Origin of the sequence: Streptomyces sp. ADI96-02 (genome assembly GCF_003846185.1) — a bacterium.
GTDB lineage: Bacteria > Actinomycetota > Actinomycetes > Streptomycetales > Streptomycetaceae > Streptomyces.
Genome location: NZ_ML123034.1, coordinates 6,658,170 through 6,673,525 on the forward strand (window position 1 = coordinate 6,658,170; position 15,356 = coordinate 6,673,525).

The window sequence follows — 15,356 nt, forward strand, 5'->3', positions numbered from 1 at the left end:
TTCAGAGGAGTTCCGGTGCCGGTCCGGGGAATTAATCATGCGGTTCTGTGGGTACGCGACGCGGACGCCAGTGCGCGTTTCTACACGGAAGTCCTCGGATTCGGTGTGGTCGGTGAGTCCGGGGAGGCGCCGCGTAAAGCGATTTTCCTTCGGGCGCCGGAATCGGACAACGACCACGACCTCGGCCTGTTCGGCATCGGTGCGGAGGCCGCCGAGACCCGTGCGGGACGGGGTGAGACCGGGCTCTACCACATCGCCTGGGAAGTCCCGACCCTGCACGATCTGCGCGCCGTCGCCGAGCGGCTCGCCGAGCGCGGGGCACTGGTCGGCGCGACCGACCACGGCACCACCAAGGGGGTGTACGCCAAGGACGTGGACGGCCTGGAATTCGAGGTGTGCTGGCTGGTACCGCACGAGCTGATCGACGACGAGGCCCGCGCCCGCCGCGGCCCGCTGGACATCGACGCCGAGATCGCCCGGTTCGGCGCGACCACCGAGGGGGCCTGTGCCCGCTCGGCCCGCGGGGCGTCCCCTGCTCCGAGCGCCGGCTGAGGCCGCCCGGCCGGAACCGGAAGAACCCGCCCCGCGGCAGTGCGCGGGCCGTGCGCCACGGGGGATGATGGAGATCGTGAGGTCGCCCCGCCGAACCGGCTCCGGAGACGGGCCCGGCGCGGCACCCTCCGCCGCTGTCTCCGAGGGGAGCCGTTCATGAGCAGGGCGAAAGAGTTGTTCATCATCGCCGTGGATCCGGGACCGGAGCAGGCCGTGGGGCAGGGTGACCTGTCGCTCGCTCTCGCCGGGGCCGAGCTGATCGACCTCGTCGAGGCGGAGGTCGTCACGGTGGACGGCGACCGGATCGTGCCGGGCGGGCGGGCCACGCCGGGCGATCGGCTCCTCGGCGAGGCTGCGGAAGGGCTCATCCGGCAGCCGCCCTACGAGCGGATCGAGGACTGGCTGTGGCGCCGGGGCCGAGACCTCTCGGCCGCCTACCGGGCCGCCCTGGAGGAGGACGGTGAGCTGACGCGAAAGCGAAGCGGCCGTCGGCCCTTCGGCTCGGAACGCGTGGAACCGGTCGATACGCCCACCCGCCGCAGGGCGGCCGAGCGCTGGGAGGCGAAGGAGCCCGTCCTGGCCGACCTCGCCTCGGCGGTGGGCGTCGACGCCGGACGGTCCGACGACGAGCCCGGCTTCGACGACGACGCCGTGACGACCGTCCTGGCCGCCGTTCACGACGCGGTGATGGAGTTGGAGGCCGTACGCCAGCGGCGGACCATCGAGAACGCGGCCTTCGCCAACCTCTGGCGCGGACCGTGAGACGGGCCCGCCGTCGATGCGGACGGGAGGCCGTCGAGCGGACGGCAGGTCGTTGAGACGGACGGCAGGCGGGCTCGACGGGCGGGCTCTGCGGACGGGCTCTGCGGGCGCGGAGCCCGTCAGTCTCCCCGCCCGGCCCGGCCGTCGGTCCACAGGCGCGGGCCGCCGTGGTCGCGCAGGCGGCGGAAGAAGGAGAGGACGCCCGCGCCGCCCGTCGCCCACCCCGGCCCCGACGCCGACAGCGTGTTGTCCGGGATCAACGGCCGTCGCCGGGTGCCGCCGCTGCGGGCGAGGATCAGCCCCGCCACGTCCTCGGCTCCCCGCAGCAGAAGACCGTCACCGGTGGCCGCCGCCGCGTCGACGAGGAGTTCTCCCACGCCCGCCAGCCCGCAGCACTGCGAGACGGGGCTCATCCTCGGCGCGAGATCGCGGCACGTCCGCGCACAGCGCACCCCGAGGTCCGTCATCCGCCCGTCCCCCTCGTGCCCGCCCGCCTCGATCAGCACGGTCCCGACGCCCGCCAGCCCCCGGCACCAGGAGCCGTAACGCCGATGGGCCTCCGGGCGCGACGCCAGCTCCAGCAACCTCGGCGTGTGCGAGACGAGTACGGCCAGCCCCCGCCGGGCGGCGTTACCGGCGGACGGGCCACCGGTGAAGCGGTGGTAGGCGTGCAGGAAGTGCACGACGCCCGCGAGGCCGTGCGCGAAGCCGAACGTGAAGGCCGCCTCCGAGGCGGCGGCCGACTGCTGCGGCTCCGCGCGCTCCCGCCCGCTCTCCGCCGCGAGCAGCGAACCGACGCACTCGCGCGCCGCGGCCAGTCGCGCGTCCCCCTCCTCGACCCGCCCGGCCGCGTACGCGCGCCGGGCCAGCGCCAACAGCCCCGTCCCGGCCCCCGCCGCCCCGCCTATCTGGTCGCCGGTGTCGTCGTACGGGCGCAGGTGCGCCGCCGGGACGGACGCCGCGGGTGTCCCGGTGAGCGCGGCGGCGGAGTCGAGGAAGAGATCGACGCCGGTACGCCCGACGTGCAGTGCGGCGGACAGTCGCGGCAGGGCGGGGTGGCCGGCGGTCCGCCGGGCGAGGGCGGCCACGGCCTCGGACACACCCGGCCGGTCCGTGTGGTGCAGCAGCTCCAGACCCACGCCGGCCGCACCGTCGTACAGCGTCAGCCCGAAGCCGGGCCGATCGTGCGGGGACCGCGGACGTACGGGCAGGTCGGCGGCCCGGGCCGCGCAGCTCGCGGCGGTGTGCCCGATCAGCTCGTCCAGCAGGGCGCGGCCGACCCTGGGCGGGGACGGGAGCCTGCGCCCGGCGGCAGCGGGCAGCCTCGCGCGATCGCGCCACCGCCGGGCGCAGGCGGCGCGCCGTTCGGGTCGGAGGTCCAGGAGCCCGGCGACCAGTTCCCGCGTCGGCCGGTGCGCGGAGCCCGGCAGCACCGCGGTCAGGCAGGCGAGGGTGCGGTCGCGGTTGACGGCCGCGACCGCGTCGACGACCACCGGCTCCATACCGGTGAGCGCGAAGTGCAGGGTCGCGCCCAACGCGTACAGGTCGTCGGAGGGATCGGGACGGCGGCCGGCACGGTACACCGGAAGCGAATAGCCCGGCGTCGCGCCCACCGGCCGGTCGCCGTGCAGGGCGCTGACACCGAAGTCCACCAGGTGCGCGACTCCGTCCGCGTCGAGCACGATGTTCGACGGCTTGAGGTCGCCCACCACGACGCCGCGGGCGTGCACACCATCGAGCAGGGTGATCAGACGGTCCGCCAGAGCGGTGACCCCGCGGCGGCTCGCGGTCCCGCCGCCCGGGGCCGGACCCGCGGGCGGGCCGGGGGCGTCGGCCTCGTACGGTCCTCGGCCCAGTACGTCCCGGCACAGGTCGCCGGGTCCGCAGTCGGTGATGACCAGGAACTCGTCGTCCCCGTGCCGGAGGTGGTCGCGGAGCCGGGGGACGCCGTCCAGACCGGAGAGGGCGTCCAGGACGGCGTGCTCGTGGCGCAGGCGACCGCGCGCGTCGAGACCGTCGGCGTCCTCCCCGGTGTAGGCCCTGGCCTGTTTGACGATCACCTGCTCGCCGGTCACACCGTCCACGGCGCGGTAGACGTCACCGTGCGGAGAACGGGCGATGCCCGAGGTGATCCGGTAGCGCCCGCCGATCAGTCGGGCCGGGCGGTCGCCGGGCGGCGCGGGCGGGCGGAACGGGTCGGCGGCCCACGGCGGCGGGCGGAACCGCGTACCCGCCCGCCCGGGGAAGCGCGCTCCGCCGGGGCCGGTCATGACGAGTGCGGCGTCGTCGGAGCCCGCCGCCCGGAACGGGCCGTAGCGGTACGAGACGGGGGAGTCGGGCCGGATCCGCCGGTCGCTGAGGACCCGGGGACCGGGCCGGCCGGCCAGCAGGCGCGCGAGTTCGCCGCCGAGCGCCGTCACGTCGTCCGGGCGCGGATAGACGGTGACCGCCTTCCCGACGAGCGCGGGATCGCGCACGCCGCTGTTCATCGCCCGCAACACCTCCGCCCCACGGGCGAACTTGGCGCTGCACGCGTAGCGCAGCAGCACCGGAACGACCAGGTCCACGACCTGTGACAGGTCGTCGGCCCGCGCCGACACATGCAACTTCCAGCCGTGCTGAGGGAGTTCGTTCGTGAGTCCGGCGGCGAACAGGCAGAGCCACGGACCGTCGGCGACGACGCGCCGCTCGCGGCCCGCGAGCAGCGACGTCAGGCGGTCCTCCAGGGCGCGACCGCCGTCGGGCCCCTCGCATCCGGCGTCCGGGCTCCCGGGCCCCAGGGAGGGGGACGGGCCCGCGCGGTACGCCGCTGAAACGCGCGCCTCGGGACCGTCCGCGTCGGCCGGGGCCGTACCGGCCGACACGGCGCGGCCTCCTCTAGTCGCAGCCGAAGCGGGTCGTCGCCGTCGGGAAGGGGTCGGGCAGACACGCCTCGACACGGCGGCTCGGGTCCGCCTGGTCCTCGAAGGCGATGTCTTCTTCCTCCACGGCCACGTCGAGTGGTCCGGCGTCGCGGATCTGCAGTACCAAGGGGCTCATGGCGGTCCTTTTCTGTGCGGAGAAGGAGGTGAACGGTCCATGGTGCCGGGCGGTCGTGCGTGCTCCGGTCAGTCTCGCGAACGAGGGCCGCGCGGGCAAGAGGCGCGAACGGCCCCGTCGGACGGCCTCCGTCGCCCCGCCCGCTGGGCAAGTCGGCTTGTTCTCCCGCACGGCTGCCTCACCACCCACTGTTCGCCGTCGGGCAGTCCTGATTGGCTTCGGACGCCGGGCGGCGACCGTCGGGCTCGGACCACCGGCGCCTCCTGCATCGCCCCGCCCCCGACCCCGGGATTCCATCGACTTGAGGAAGAGGTCCTTCATGCACGTCACACGCCGTCTCACCGCGATGGCCGCCGCTGCCGCCGCGATCACGCTCGCTCTCGTAACCCCCGCCGCAGCCGCCCCGGCTCCCGCTCCCGCCGCCCCGGCTCCCGCTCCCGCCGCCCCGGCTCCCGCTCCCGCCGCCCCGGCGGCGACCGCGTCCGCGGTGGGCCCGGTGCAGCTCCCCATCGGCGGGCTGGGCAGCGGCCCGTACAACGTCGCCGTGCAGTCGGCCGTCGGCACCGCGAGGGACAACGCCGTGGCCAGAGGCTTCGATCCCGCCCGGTGCACCCTGGTCAAGGGCCCGACGATCGTCAACCAACTCCCCAACGGATACGTGCAGGTCGCCGTCGAATACCTCTGCGCGGGCGATCCCTACGCGTCGGGTCCGACGTTCGTCCTGAACCGGTATCACAAGAGCTCCGACACGCAGAGCAACAGCTGGTACGCGCCCGCCGGATACCAGTTGCAGGGGCCGCTGGGCTCGCTCTACACGTACGCGGCGCCCGACACCACCCCGCTGTACCTCTGCCAGGTCAGGGGCGACCACTTCACCAGCACGGACGTCAACTGCGAGGGCCAGCAGTACGTGACCCGACTCGGCTGGCTGTACACCAGCCCGCCGGCAGGCGTGGGCACGGTCCAGCTGCTCCGCTGCCTGCGCAACGAGAACCGGCAGATCTTCGACTCCATCCAGCCCAACTGCGAAGGGCAGATCCACGGAGGCGTCCTCGGATACACCCTGGCCTGACCCCTGTGGCGACCACCTCTGCCGGCAGAGGTGGCCGCCCGGCGCGGCAGCCCGCCGTCGGGCGCCTCTGCGCAGGTGGCCGGACGTGAGCAAGTGCGCAGCCATTGCTCAGATATGACGCGCGATCAGTGGGGAGCAGCGGTCGGCCATCGACGCGGAGGTGAGCGTCGGTCCTGCCTGCACACCGTCGCTGACCTGCGGAAACGGAGTTCCGTCCGTCCGCTCCGACCGTGTTTCAGCCGATCGACACGAAACACCACGAGAACCTTCACGACTGTCACGTCCGGTCGAACGCGCGTAGATTTCCAGGCGATCCCAGACAGATCTCTCCCTTCTTTGACCAGCCTGCGGACGACGACGATGTCGCCGCTCCGGCGGCCGGTGTCCCATCGGCCGACATGTCCCACGTCGAAAACGGATTGTCAGCCACATGCCCCGTCACGCCTTATCCCTCAGCCCCGCGTCCGCTTTCCGCGCCGCCGCCGGCGCCCCGCTGCCGCCGGGCGCGACCACGAGTCCGACCCGGGGTTCGTCGAGGTCGGGCGTCCGCGTCCTTCCCGAACGGGAACCGGGCAGGGGCGGTGCCACGTGATCGTCTCGCTGGTGGGCTCGGACGGGGCCGGCAAGTCGACGGTCTCCCGGATCGCCGCCGAGCGGATGTCCGCCGCCGGCGCGGGGATCGAGCGGGTGGACCGATGGGACATCATCGGCAGCCCCGCCTACCCCGCCACCCGGTTCCTGGGATCCGATGTACGCGACACCCGGCTGTGTGTCGCGGAGATGCCGAACACGTCCCGCTTCCTCTTCCTGATGTGGTCCATGTCCCACGCGCTTCTGGGACGCGGCCCGGAGTCCGTGCGGCCCGACCGGATCACCCTGCTCGACGGATACTGGATGAAGCACGCCGCCGGAGAGATCGTCTACGGTCTGGACAGCGCCTGGGTCGAAAGCGTCGTCGCCGGCCTCCCCGTCAGTGAACAGGTGGTCTACCTGCGGCTGGATCCCAAGGACGCGTGGGAGCGGAAGGTCGGGCGCGACGTCGTCCCGTACGAGTGCGGGATGGACCCGGACTGCTCGCAGGACAGTTTCCTGACCCACCAGGGCCGCATACTCGACGTGCTCGACGGCTGGGCCGGTCAGCGCGGATGGCAGATCGTCGACGCCGCCGCGCCCCTCGACGACGTGGTCGACCAGGTGGTCTCCACCGTCACCGCCGCCTCCGCGGTTTCCACCCGTTCCGCTGTCGCCGCCGCCTCCGCGCAGGCCGCACCGCCGCAGCGGTGAGCGGCCCTGGAGCGGCCTCCGGCCCGCCCGGACCGCCGGTCCCGCCGCCCGACCTTCACCGAGGCCGGTGGCGGGCCCGCCCCGGACCGCGCCCGCCTGCCGCCGACCCGGTCGCTCCCGCGGCGCTCCGCGCCCGCGCGGACTCCGGCGACCGGTGAGCCCGCACGCGGGCCGCCCGTGCGCGGGAGCGCACCGGGCCGTCTGACGACGACGCCCCAGTCCATCAGGTCCGTACGGCGGGCCGGTGGCCCCCGCCCGCGTCGCCTCGCACACCGCGCTCGCCGAGGCACGCCCGCGCAGCCTTCACCCCTCTCACCAAGGAGACCCACCCCATGAGTTCGACGCGTCTCGCCATCGTCGGCGGCGGCCCCAGCTGCACCTACGTGATGGACCGCCTCGCCGCGGCGGCGACGGCGGCGGCCGGGCCGCTCTCGCTCGACGTCCATGTCTTCGACCGGGCAGGGCTGTTCGGGGCGGGGCAGGTCCACAGCCCCGAACAGCCCGTCACCAGCGTCCTCAACCGCATCGCCGGACAGGTTGCGTTCGCGGCCGACGAGAGCGTCGTCGACGCCGGGCCGCTGCTGCCGCGCGAGGACCGGCCGACCCTGCACGCCTGGTGCCGCGCCCGGTACGAGGAGACCGGCGACCCCGTCTTCGACCTCGCGGCCGAGGACTCGCCGAAGCGCTACGTCCACGGCCTGGCGCTCGCCGACCGGTTCCGCAGATACGCCGCCATCCTGGGAGACGTGGCGGGTGTGCGGGTCCACCTGCATGAGCGGGAGGTGACGGACCTGGAGGAACTGCCGGACGGCAGACTCGGAGTCGTCGCCGGCGGTGAACGCGTCCTGGAAGCCGACGACGTGCTGCTGCTGACCGGGCACTCCTCCAACGACCCGGCCCGCTACCCGCGGCAGGCGGAATGGCAACGCTTCGCCCGAAGCCACCGAACCGGGTTCGTCCCCTCCGTCTATCCGCTCGACAAGGCGTTCGCACCCGGCGAGGCCGGCCCCGGAACCACGGTCGGCTGCGCCGGCATGGGACTCACCGGCATCGACGTCATCCTGCACCTGACCGAAGGCAGGGGCGGGGTGTTCGTGGAGCAGCCGGACGGAACCCTGGCGTACCGGGCCTCCGGCCGGGAGCCCGATTCCGTCGTCATGTTCAGCGGCTCCGGACTGTTCACCTTCACCCGCCCGTTCAACGCCAAGGAGCGCGACACCGGAAAGCTGGAGCACCGAGGCGTCTTCCTCACCGAGGACGCGGTGCTCCGGCTGCGCCGGTCCGTGGGCCGGCCCGTCACGATCGGCGACCGTCCGCAGCGGCAACTCGACTTCCGCGCGCACGTCTTCCCCCTGGTGGTGCTGGAGATGGCCCACGTGTACCACACCACCCTGCTGGGCGGCGCGTTCGGCGACCGAACGGCGGCGGCGGTCCGGCCCGTGTACGAGGCGTTCCTCGCGGACGGCGGCGGTGGGGCCTCCTCCGAAGCGTCCGTCCGGCGTCTCCTCGCCCCGCTGGAGGCCGAGGTGGACCGCGCGGCGGAGACCATCGACGCGATCCTGTCCGGCGGGCTCGCACTCGCCGAGGCGCGGGAACGCGACGGGGACGTGGAGGCGGCGCTGCGCCGCTTCCTGGAGGTGGTGTTCGGGCCCGAGCGGGCCGGGGCCGTCGCCGCGCTGAGCGGTGATCCTGCGGAGTTCGCGGACGCCGTCGCAGCCGCCGATTCGCCCTGGCGCCACCCGAAGAGCGTCGCCGGCCAGCGCTTCTCCTGGGAGCGCCAGATCCGTCCGATCGACCGCGACGCCTCCGCCACCCCCGCGCGGTACCGGGCGGCGATGCTGGACTTCCTCGACCTCGACCACCGCTGGGCCGTCCAGGGCAACCTGGCCAACCCGGCGAAGGCGGCGGCCGACGGCGTCTGGCGGGACCTGCGGAACGTGCTGGCGGCAGCGGTCGACTTCGGGGGAGTGAACGCGGCGTCCCACCGCGACTTCCTCGACGTGTTCATGCGCCACCTCAACCGCTTCGTCAACGGGTCCGCGCTCCGGCCCATGGAGAAGATCCGCGCGCTGGTCCGGCACGGCATCGTCGACGTGTCGGCCGGTCCGGGGGCGGAAGTGGCGACCGACGAGGAGAGCGGACGTTTCGTGGTGCGCGGGATCACCGGAGCGGTGCTGCCCCTCGACATCCTGGTCGACGGGCGCGTCCATCCCTTCGACGCGGCGAACGACGTCCTTCCGCTCTACCCCAACCTGCTCGGGCGCGGGCTCGTCCGCACCTGGCGCAACCCCGGCGTCGGCGAACCGGACTTCGCGCCGGGCGGCCTCGACCTCACCGAGGAGTTCCACCCGGTGCGGGCCGACGGCGAGGTGGACCGGCGGATCACGGTGCTCGGCTGGCCGAGCGAGGGCGTCATGTTCTTCCAGTACGGCGCGCTGCGCCCGGACCAGAACCACCACCTGATGCGGGACATCCTGTGCTGGATGCGGGAGTTCTGGGGTGATCGGGGCCCCGCGTCCGAATCCGGCGGTTCCCTCGCCGCCGTCCGGGCGTGACCACGTACGACATCAAGGAGAACCCGCATGGAAGACACCACCTGGCCCCGCGTGGAGCGACTGCGGCACTGGCTGGACGCCAACGCCGGTCCGGAGGCGACGGGGGACGTACGGCTGTGGCGCGTCCTGAAGATCAGCGAGGAGGTCGGCGAGGTCGCCGAGGCGATGCACGGCGCGACGGGAGCCAATCCGCGCAAGGGCGCGTCCCACACCTGGGACGACGTCCACACGGAGCTGTGCGACGTGATCGTGTCGAGCATGATCGCGCTGACCACGTGCACGCCGGACGCCGCGAGGCTGCTCGACGAACGACTCCAGCACCTGGTCGACCGCGTGATGCCGCCCCGGGCCGCCCGGTGACCGAACGCTGACGGCTCGCGCGGGCCGGTCGGTGCGTCCGCCGCACGCCCGACCGGCCCCGCGACCTCCTCCCGGCCGCCCCGGGCGGGCCGTCGCCCCTGCCCGGACGGCAACTGATCGATCGCATGATGAAGTTTTTCATTCCGCAGGGTTGTCTTCATCTTGGTGAACCTCTTCACTGTGACGTACCCCGGACGTCAACCTCTGAGGCGGAACGCACCATGAGCGACGCGAGTGACGCGGTCTCCGGCAAGGACATGAACATCGAGGCGATGGTCGCCACGGTGGGCCTGCAGATCAAAGTCCTGCGCAAGCTGGCCGGACTCACACTCGACGAACTCAGCCGCCGCTCCTCCGTCTCCACCGGGCTCATCAGCCAGGTGGAGCGCGGCAAGGGGAACCCGTCCTTCGCGACCCTGGTGCAGATCGCCCACGGCCTCGAAGTACCGGTCGGCCGCCTGTTCCACCTGGCCGAGCAGATCAGCCCCGTCGTACGGCGCGACGAGCGCCGCACCCTGGACTTCCACAACACCGGCAGCGGTGAACCCGACGACGCCCGCTACGAGTTGCTGACCCCCAGCCTCAACAGCGCCCTCGAAGTCATCTGGGTGGAGACCCAGCCGGGGCACGACACGAGCAGCACCCCGTTCCGCCACAGCGGCGAGGAGTTCGGCATCGTGCTCTCCGGCGTGAAGGACGTCTATCTCGACGGAGTACGCCACCGGCTGCACGCCGGAGACTCCATCACGTACTCCTGCAGCATCCCGCACTGGTACGCCAACAGCGGCGACGAGCCCGTGACCTCGATCTGGGTGATCACTCCGCCCACCTGGTAGTCCCGCGGCCCTCGACGCCCCGCGGCGTCGCGACCCCTTTTGGCCGCGACGCCGATCCCGCACGGCCGAAACCTGGCCGACGCAATTCCCACCTGCGAGGTGCCCATGGCATCGCTCACCGATCGTTCCCCCGCCTCTCCCGGCGCCCCCTCCCCGCGGCGCACCCTCTTCGCACTCGGCGGAGGCAACGCCGTCGAGTGGTACGACTGGATGGTCTACGGCCTGCTGGCCTCCTATCTGGGGCCGCAGTTCTTCCCGTCCACCAATCCGCTCTCCGCCACCCTGTCCGCACTCGCCGTCTTCGCCGTCGGATTCGCCGCGAGACCCGTCGGCGCGCTCGTCTTCGGAACCCTGGCCGACCGCGTCGGCCGACGCCGCATCATGCTGCTGTCCATCGGCGGCATGGTCGTCAGCACCGCCGTCATCGCCGTACTGCCCACCCACGACAGCATCGGTGTGTGGGCCGGGGTGATCCTGGTCGCCTGCCGGATCGTGCAGGGGATCTCCACCGGCATCGAGGCCCCGCTGAACTCCGCGTACGTCGTAGAGATGGCCCCCGAGGGCCGGACCGCGCGCTACGGCGGCATCATCAGCGTGTACGTCCAGTCCGGCATCATCGCCGCCTCGCTCGTCGCCTTCGTGACGAGCACGGTGCTGGGCGCCACGGCGATGGAGGAATGGGGCTGGCGCATCCCCTTCGCCGTCGGGGCCGTCGGCGGCGCGGTCTTCCTGCGGCTGCGCCGGAGCCTCCCCGAGACCCTGCACACCTCCGGCGAGGCCCCGGCCGCCTCGCGCGTCTGGGCCGACGTCGGCCGCAACAAACTCGCCCTGCTGGCCATCGTCTTCGTCGTGGCCGGCGCGCAGGCGCTCAACTACACCTGGTCGACCGGACTGCCCAACCTGGCCCGTACCGTCCACGGCGAGAACCCCAGCGCGGTCTTCGCCGTCAGCACCCTCAGCGGACTCTGCGTCGCGGCGCTCTACCCGCTCGTCGGACGGCTCGCGGACCGCAAACGGATCTCCCGCACCTTCCTCGTCGCCCGGCTCGCGGCCGTACCGCTGGTGTTCGCCGTCCTCCTCTACCAGGCCCCGGGCATGGTCCTCTTCACGGTCGTGATGATGATCGGGGCGCCCGTCCTCGCCTTCACCATGGGGCTCTACACCACGGTGTCCGCCACGCTGATGCCGATGAGCTGCCGGGTCACCGGGGTGGGCATCGGCTACGCCGTCGGCGTCGCGGGATTCGGCGGCACTGCCCCGTACATCCTGCTGTGGCTCCAGGACATCGGGCTGTTCTGGGTGTTCCCGGTGTACGTGGCCGTCCTCTGTCTGCTGAGCGCGCTGTTCTACACGCTCGCCTTCCGCCGCGGTTCCGTCCGCGTCGGAGGCTGAAAGGAGTACCTGTGTCTCCGAACCCCGAGAAGTTCTCGGCAGAAACGATTCCTCTCGACGCGGTGGAAGCACCCGTCGTCCAACGTTCCGACGTGATCGTGGTGGGCGGCGGCCCCGCGGGGGTCAGCGCCGCCGTCTCCGCCGCCCGCAGCGGCGCCACCGTGACCCTGCTCGAACGGTACGCGGCCCTGGGCGGCCTCGCCTCCGGCGGAATGGTCCTCGTCCTGGACGACATGGTCAACGGCGACGAGATCACCGTCACCGGAGTCGTCGACGAATACGTCGAGCGCCTGACCGCGTTGGGGCTCGCCGTCCACCCGCCGGCCGAGGAGCGCGTCTCGTCGCCGCAGATGTGGGCCAAGTGGGGCCGCTGGGGCGCCTACGACTTCCACTCGCGGCTCAGCCCCAAACCGATCTGCTACGCGGTCGCGTTCGACCCCGACGGCTGGAAGCGCGTCTCCAACGACCTGGTCCGCGAGAGCGGGGTCAACCTGCGGCTGCACAGCTGGTTCTCCCGCCCGATCGTCCAGGACGGCGAGATCAGGGGCGTGGTCTGCGAGACCAAGTCCGGCCCGCAGGCGGTCATGGGCAGCGTCGTCGTCGACACCACCGGTGACATCGACGTGGCATCCCGCGCGGGCGCCGCGCACACCCAGGACAGCTACCTCACCACGCTCGTCTTCCGCCTCGGCGGAGTCGACACGGACGAGGCGGAACGGTTCGAGCAGGCGCACCCGCGCGAAGTCCGCGCCATCAACAGGAAGATCAAGCGCATGCTCGGCGGCGCCTGGGAGCTGTGGTGGCTCAAGACGCCCATCCCCGGTGTCGTGTGGTGCAACTGCCCCCACCTGACCGGATTCGACGGCACCGATCCCGCCTCGCTCACCGAGGCCGAGTTCGAGGCGCGGGCCCGCATCGCCGCCGTGCTCGACACGATCAGGCAGGACCTGCCCGGCTTCTCCGGCACGTATCTGCTCGACGTCGCCGAGCAGATGGGGGTGCGCCAGACACGACTCCTCCAGGGCGAGTACGTCATGACCAAGGACGACATCACCAGCCGCCGGCACTTCACCGACTCGGTCGCCCGGGGGAGGGACTACTACTACCCGTACCGCTCGCTGCTGCCCAGGGGCGTGGAACAACTGGTCGTCGCCGGCCGCCACTACTCGGCCACGCCCGAAGCCCAGCGCATGTCCCGGGAGATCCCGCCGTGCATGGCGATGGGCCAGGCCGCGGGCATCGCCGCCGCGGCGGCCGTCGAGCAGGGCGTCCGCGTCCGCGACGTCGACCCCGCCGTCATCCAGCGCCGGATGCGCGACCAGGGGGCCGACCCGGGCGACGTACCGGCGGCCAACGCGACCACCGACCAGTCCCAGGAGGTCCCGGCATGACCGTCACGCAACAGCTCACCGGCATCACCGTCATCGACTTCACCCAGGTCTACATGGGCCCCTCGTGCACCCAGCTGCTCGGGGACTACGGAGCCGACGTGATCAAGATCGAACGCCCGGGAGCCGGTGACACGACCCGGACGACCATCCCCGACCCGGCGGGCCTGGACAACCCGATCTTCCTCTCCGTCAACCGCAACAAGCGCAGTGTCGCCCTGGACCTGCGCACCCCCGAGGGCCGCGCGGTGGTCGAGGACCTCGTACGCGGAGCCGACGTCGTGGTGAGCAACTTCCGCGCCGGGGTGATGGAACGCCTCGGCCTCGGCTACGACGCCGTACGACGCCTCAACCCGCGTGCCGTCTGGGCCTCCGGCACCGGATTCGGCCCCGAGGGACCGTACGCCCACAAGGGCGGACAGGACGCCGTGGCCCAGGCGTACAGCGGCGTCATGTGGCGGCGGAACTCGGAAGAGGACCCGCTCACCCTCTACCCCACCACCATCTGCGACTACATCACCGGCCAGCACCTCCTCCAGGGCATCCTGCTCGCCCTGCTGCAACGCGAACGCACGGGCGAGGGCCAGCGCGTCGACGTCAGCATGTACGACTCCATGCTGCACCTGCAGATGCAGGAGGCGTGCCAGCAGCTCATGCGCGGCACCGAGATCAACTGGGCCGCGATGCCGCTCACCGGCGTGTTCGCCACCACCGACGGGGCGGTGTGCGTCGTCGGCGGCTTCACCCGCAACCCCCTGCGCGCACTGAGCCTCGCCCTCGGGCTGGACGAGGACCTGTCCGCACGCGGCGATCTCGCCACCCTGGCCCAGCAGTTCGCCGCCAGGCCGCGGCTCCAGCAGATCTTCGCCGAGCGCCTGGCCACGGAATCCACCGCGCACTGGATCGAACGCCTCGAACAACAGGACATCCTGTGCGCCCCCGTGCACAGCCTCCGCCAGGCCCTCGACGACGAGCAGACCGCGGTGAACAACATGATCGTGGAGATGGACCACCCGACCGCCGGCCGGGTTCGCGCCCTCAACGCCCCCATCCGGCTCTCCGCGGCCGGGCCCACCGTACGGCACGTCCCACCGCGACTCGGCGAGCACGGCGCCGAAGTGCTCACCGCCCTCGGCTACACGCCCGCCGACATCGACCTGCTGCGGGAGAAGGGAGTGCTGGCATGAGGACCGACGACGCGCGCCCGCCGACGCCCGAGCCCGGTACCGGGGCGACGGGCGCCGCCGAGATCCACGCCGACGGCGTCCGCTGCACCCGCGACGGACACATCGCCCGCGTCACCATCGACCGGCCGCACGTCCTCAACGCCGTCGACCCCGCCGCGCACGCACGGCTGAGGGAGATCTGGGCCGGCATCGAAGCGGACCCGGACGTCAGGGCCGTCGTCCTGACCGGCGCCGGGCAGCGGTCCTTCTGCACCGGGGCCGACATGTCCGCCGGAGCCGTCGCGGCCTCCGGACTGGAATACTGGGCCGGACTCGACCCGGACGGCTTCGGCGCGCTCACCCTGCGCACCACGCTCGACGTCCCGGTGATCGCCAGGGTCAACGGCTACGCGCTCGGCGGAGGCATGGAACTCGTCCTCGGATGCGACATCGTGATCGCGGCCGAACACGCCTCCTTCGGCCTCACCGAACCCCGCGTCGGGCGCATCCCGCTCGACGGCGGCGTCGCCCAGCTCCTGCGCCGGCTGCCGCACACCCAGGCCATGGGAATGCTCCTCACGGGGCGTCGCGCACCGGCCGCCGAGATGCACCGGATCGGCCTGGTCAACGAAGTCGCCGCCGAGGGCGAACTGGACGCCGCCGTCGACCGCTGGACCGCCGACGTCCTGGCCTGCGCCCCCACATCGCTCAGGGCGATCAAGCAGATGGCCCGCGCCTCGGCCGGACTCTCGCCCCGCGAGGCCCACGCCCTGCGCACCCCCGCTCTCGTCGCCGCCCTGGACAGCGAGGACGCCGTCGAAGGGGTGCGCGCCTTCCGTGAGAAGCGCGCCCCCCGCTGGCCGGGACGCTGAGGACCGTCCGCCCCGAACGCCACCGCCCCTCCGGCCCCGAACCGGCGGGACGCCCCCGACCCGACCACCCAGGACGTC

The 15,356-nt window shown here is 72.6% G+C and carries 13 protein-coding genes; 11 read left to right on the forward strand and 2 right to left on the reverse strand.

Annotation, left to right across the window (positions count from 1 at the left end; genetic code table 11):
* The first annotated feature begins 15 nt into the window (after positions 1-15).
* Both EES43_RS29115 and EES43_RS29120 read left to right on the forward strand, forming a co-directional pair.
* Complete coding sequence (locus tag EES43_RS29115; RefSeq protein ID WP_124271542.1) at positions 16-552, forward strand: VOC family protein; 537 nt, start codon at positions 16-18, stop codon at positions 550-552.
* Between the two features lie 156 nt (positions 553-708).
* Entirely contained in the window at positions 709-1,314 is a 606-nt protein-coding gene (locus tag EES43_RS29120) for a GOLPH3/VPS74 family protein (protein ID WP_124271543.1), read from the forward strand.
* A 119-nt stretch (positions 1,315-1,433) separates the two neighbouring features.
* Here the strand turns inward: EES43_RS29120 and lanL are convergent, their stop codons facing one another.
* Positions 1,434-4,178, reverse strand: a complete 2,745-nt coding sequence (gene lanL / locus EES43_RS29125; protein ID WP_241192571.1) for a class IV lanthionine synthetase LanL — start codon at positions 4,176-4,178, stop codon at positions 1,434-1,436.
* A 13-nt stretch (positions 4,179-4,191) separates the two neighbouring features.
* The gene (locus tag EES43_RS30895) at positions 4,192-4,353 is read right to left on the reverse strand and encodes an SflA family class IV lanthipeptide (RefSeq protein WP_164493309.1); all 162 of its coding nucleotides are present in this window, start codon (positions 4,351-4,353) and stop codon (positions 4,192-4,194) included.
* 319 nt (positions 4,354-4,672) lie between these two features.
* Here EES43_RS30895 and EES43_RS29130 point away from each other — a divergent pair, with 319 nt between their 5' ends.
* From EES43_RS29130 to EES43_RS29170, 9 genes are all read left to right on the forward strand, one after another.
* The gene (locus EES43_RS29130) at positions 4,673-5,425 is read left to right on the forward strand and encodes a hypothetical protein (protein WP_164493310.1); all 753 of its coding nucleotides are present in this window, start codon (positions 4,673-4,675) and stop codon (positions 5,423-5,425) included.
* A gap of 588 nt (positions 5,426-6,013) precedes the next feature.
* Positions 6,014-6,709: a nucleoside/nucleotide kinase family protein gene (locus EES43_RS29135; protein ID WP_124271544.1), complete on the forward strand. Its 696-nt coding sequence runs from the start codon at positions 6,014-6,016 to the stop codon at positions 6,707-6,709.
* A gap of 332 nt (positions 6,710-7,041) precedes the next feature.
* Complete coding sequence (locus tag EES43_RS29140) at positions 7,042-9,264, forward strand: FAD/NAD(P)-binding protein (protein WP_124271545.1); 2,223 nt, start codon at positions 7,042-7,044, stop codon at positions 9,262-9,264.
* A gap of 27 nt (positions 9,265-9,291) precedes the next feature.
* Positions 9,292-9,624, forward strand: a complete 333-nt coding sequence (locus tag EES43_RS29145) for a MazG-like family protein (protein WP_124271546.1) — start codon at positions 9,292-9,294, stop codon at positions 9,622-9,624.
* Positions 9,625-9,845: 221 nt separating this feature from the next.
* A complete protein-coding gene (locus EES43_RS29150) occupies positions 9,846-10,460 on the forward strand; it encodes a helix-turn-helix domain-containing protein (protein ID WP_124271547.1) in 615 nt (204 codons plus the stop codon).
* Between the two features lie 105 nt (positions 10,461-10,565).
* Positions 10,566-11,852, forward strand: coding sequence for an MFS transporter (locus EES43_RS29155; RefSeq protein ID WP_124271548.1), 1,287 nt, complete (start codon positions 10,566-10,568; stop codon positions 11,850-11,852).
* An 11-nt stretch (positions 11,853-11,863) separates the two neighbouring features.
* The gene (locus EES43_RS29160; RefSeq protein WP_124271549.1) at positions 11,864-13,243 is read left to right on the forward strand and encodes an FAD-dependent oxidoreductase; all 1,380 of its coding nucleotides are present in this window, start codon (positions 11,864-11,866) and stop codon (positions 13,241-13,243) included.
* Entirely contained in the window at positions 13,240-14,427 is a 1,188-nt protein-coding gene (locus EES43_RS29165; RefSeq protein WP_124271550.1) for a CaiB/BaiF CoA transferase family protein, read from the forward strand. Before EES43_RS29160 ends, EES43_RS29165 begins: the two co-directional genes overlap by 4 nt.
* Positions 14,424-15,278, forward strand: coding sequence for an enoyl-CoA hydratase-related protein (locus EES43_RS29170; protein WP_124271551.1), 855 nt, complete (start codon positions 14,424-14,426; stop codon positions 15,276-15,278). The genes EES43_RS29165 and EES43_RS29170 overlap by 4 nt, the downstream gene beginning before the upstream one ends.
* Positions 15,279-15,356 lie beyond the last annotated feature (78 nt).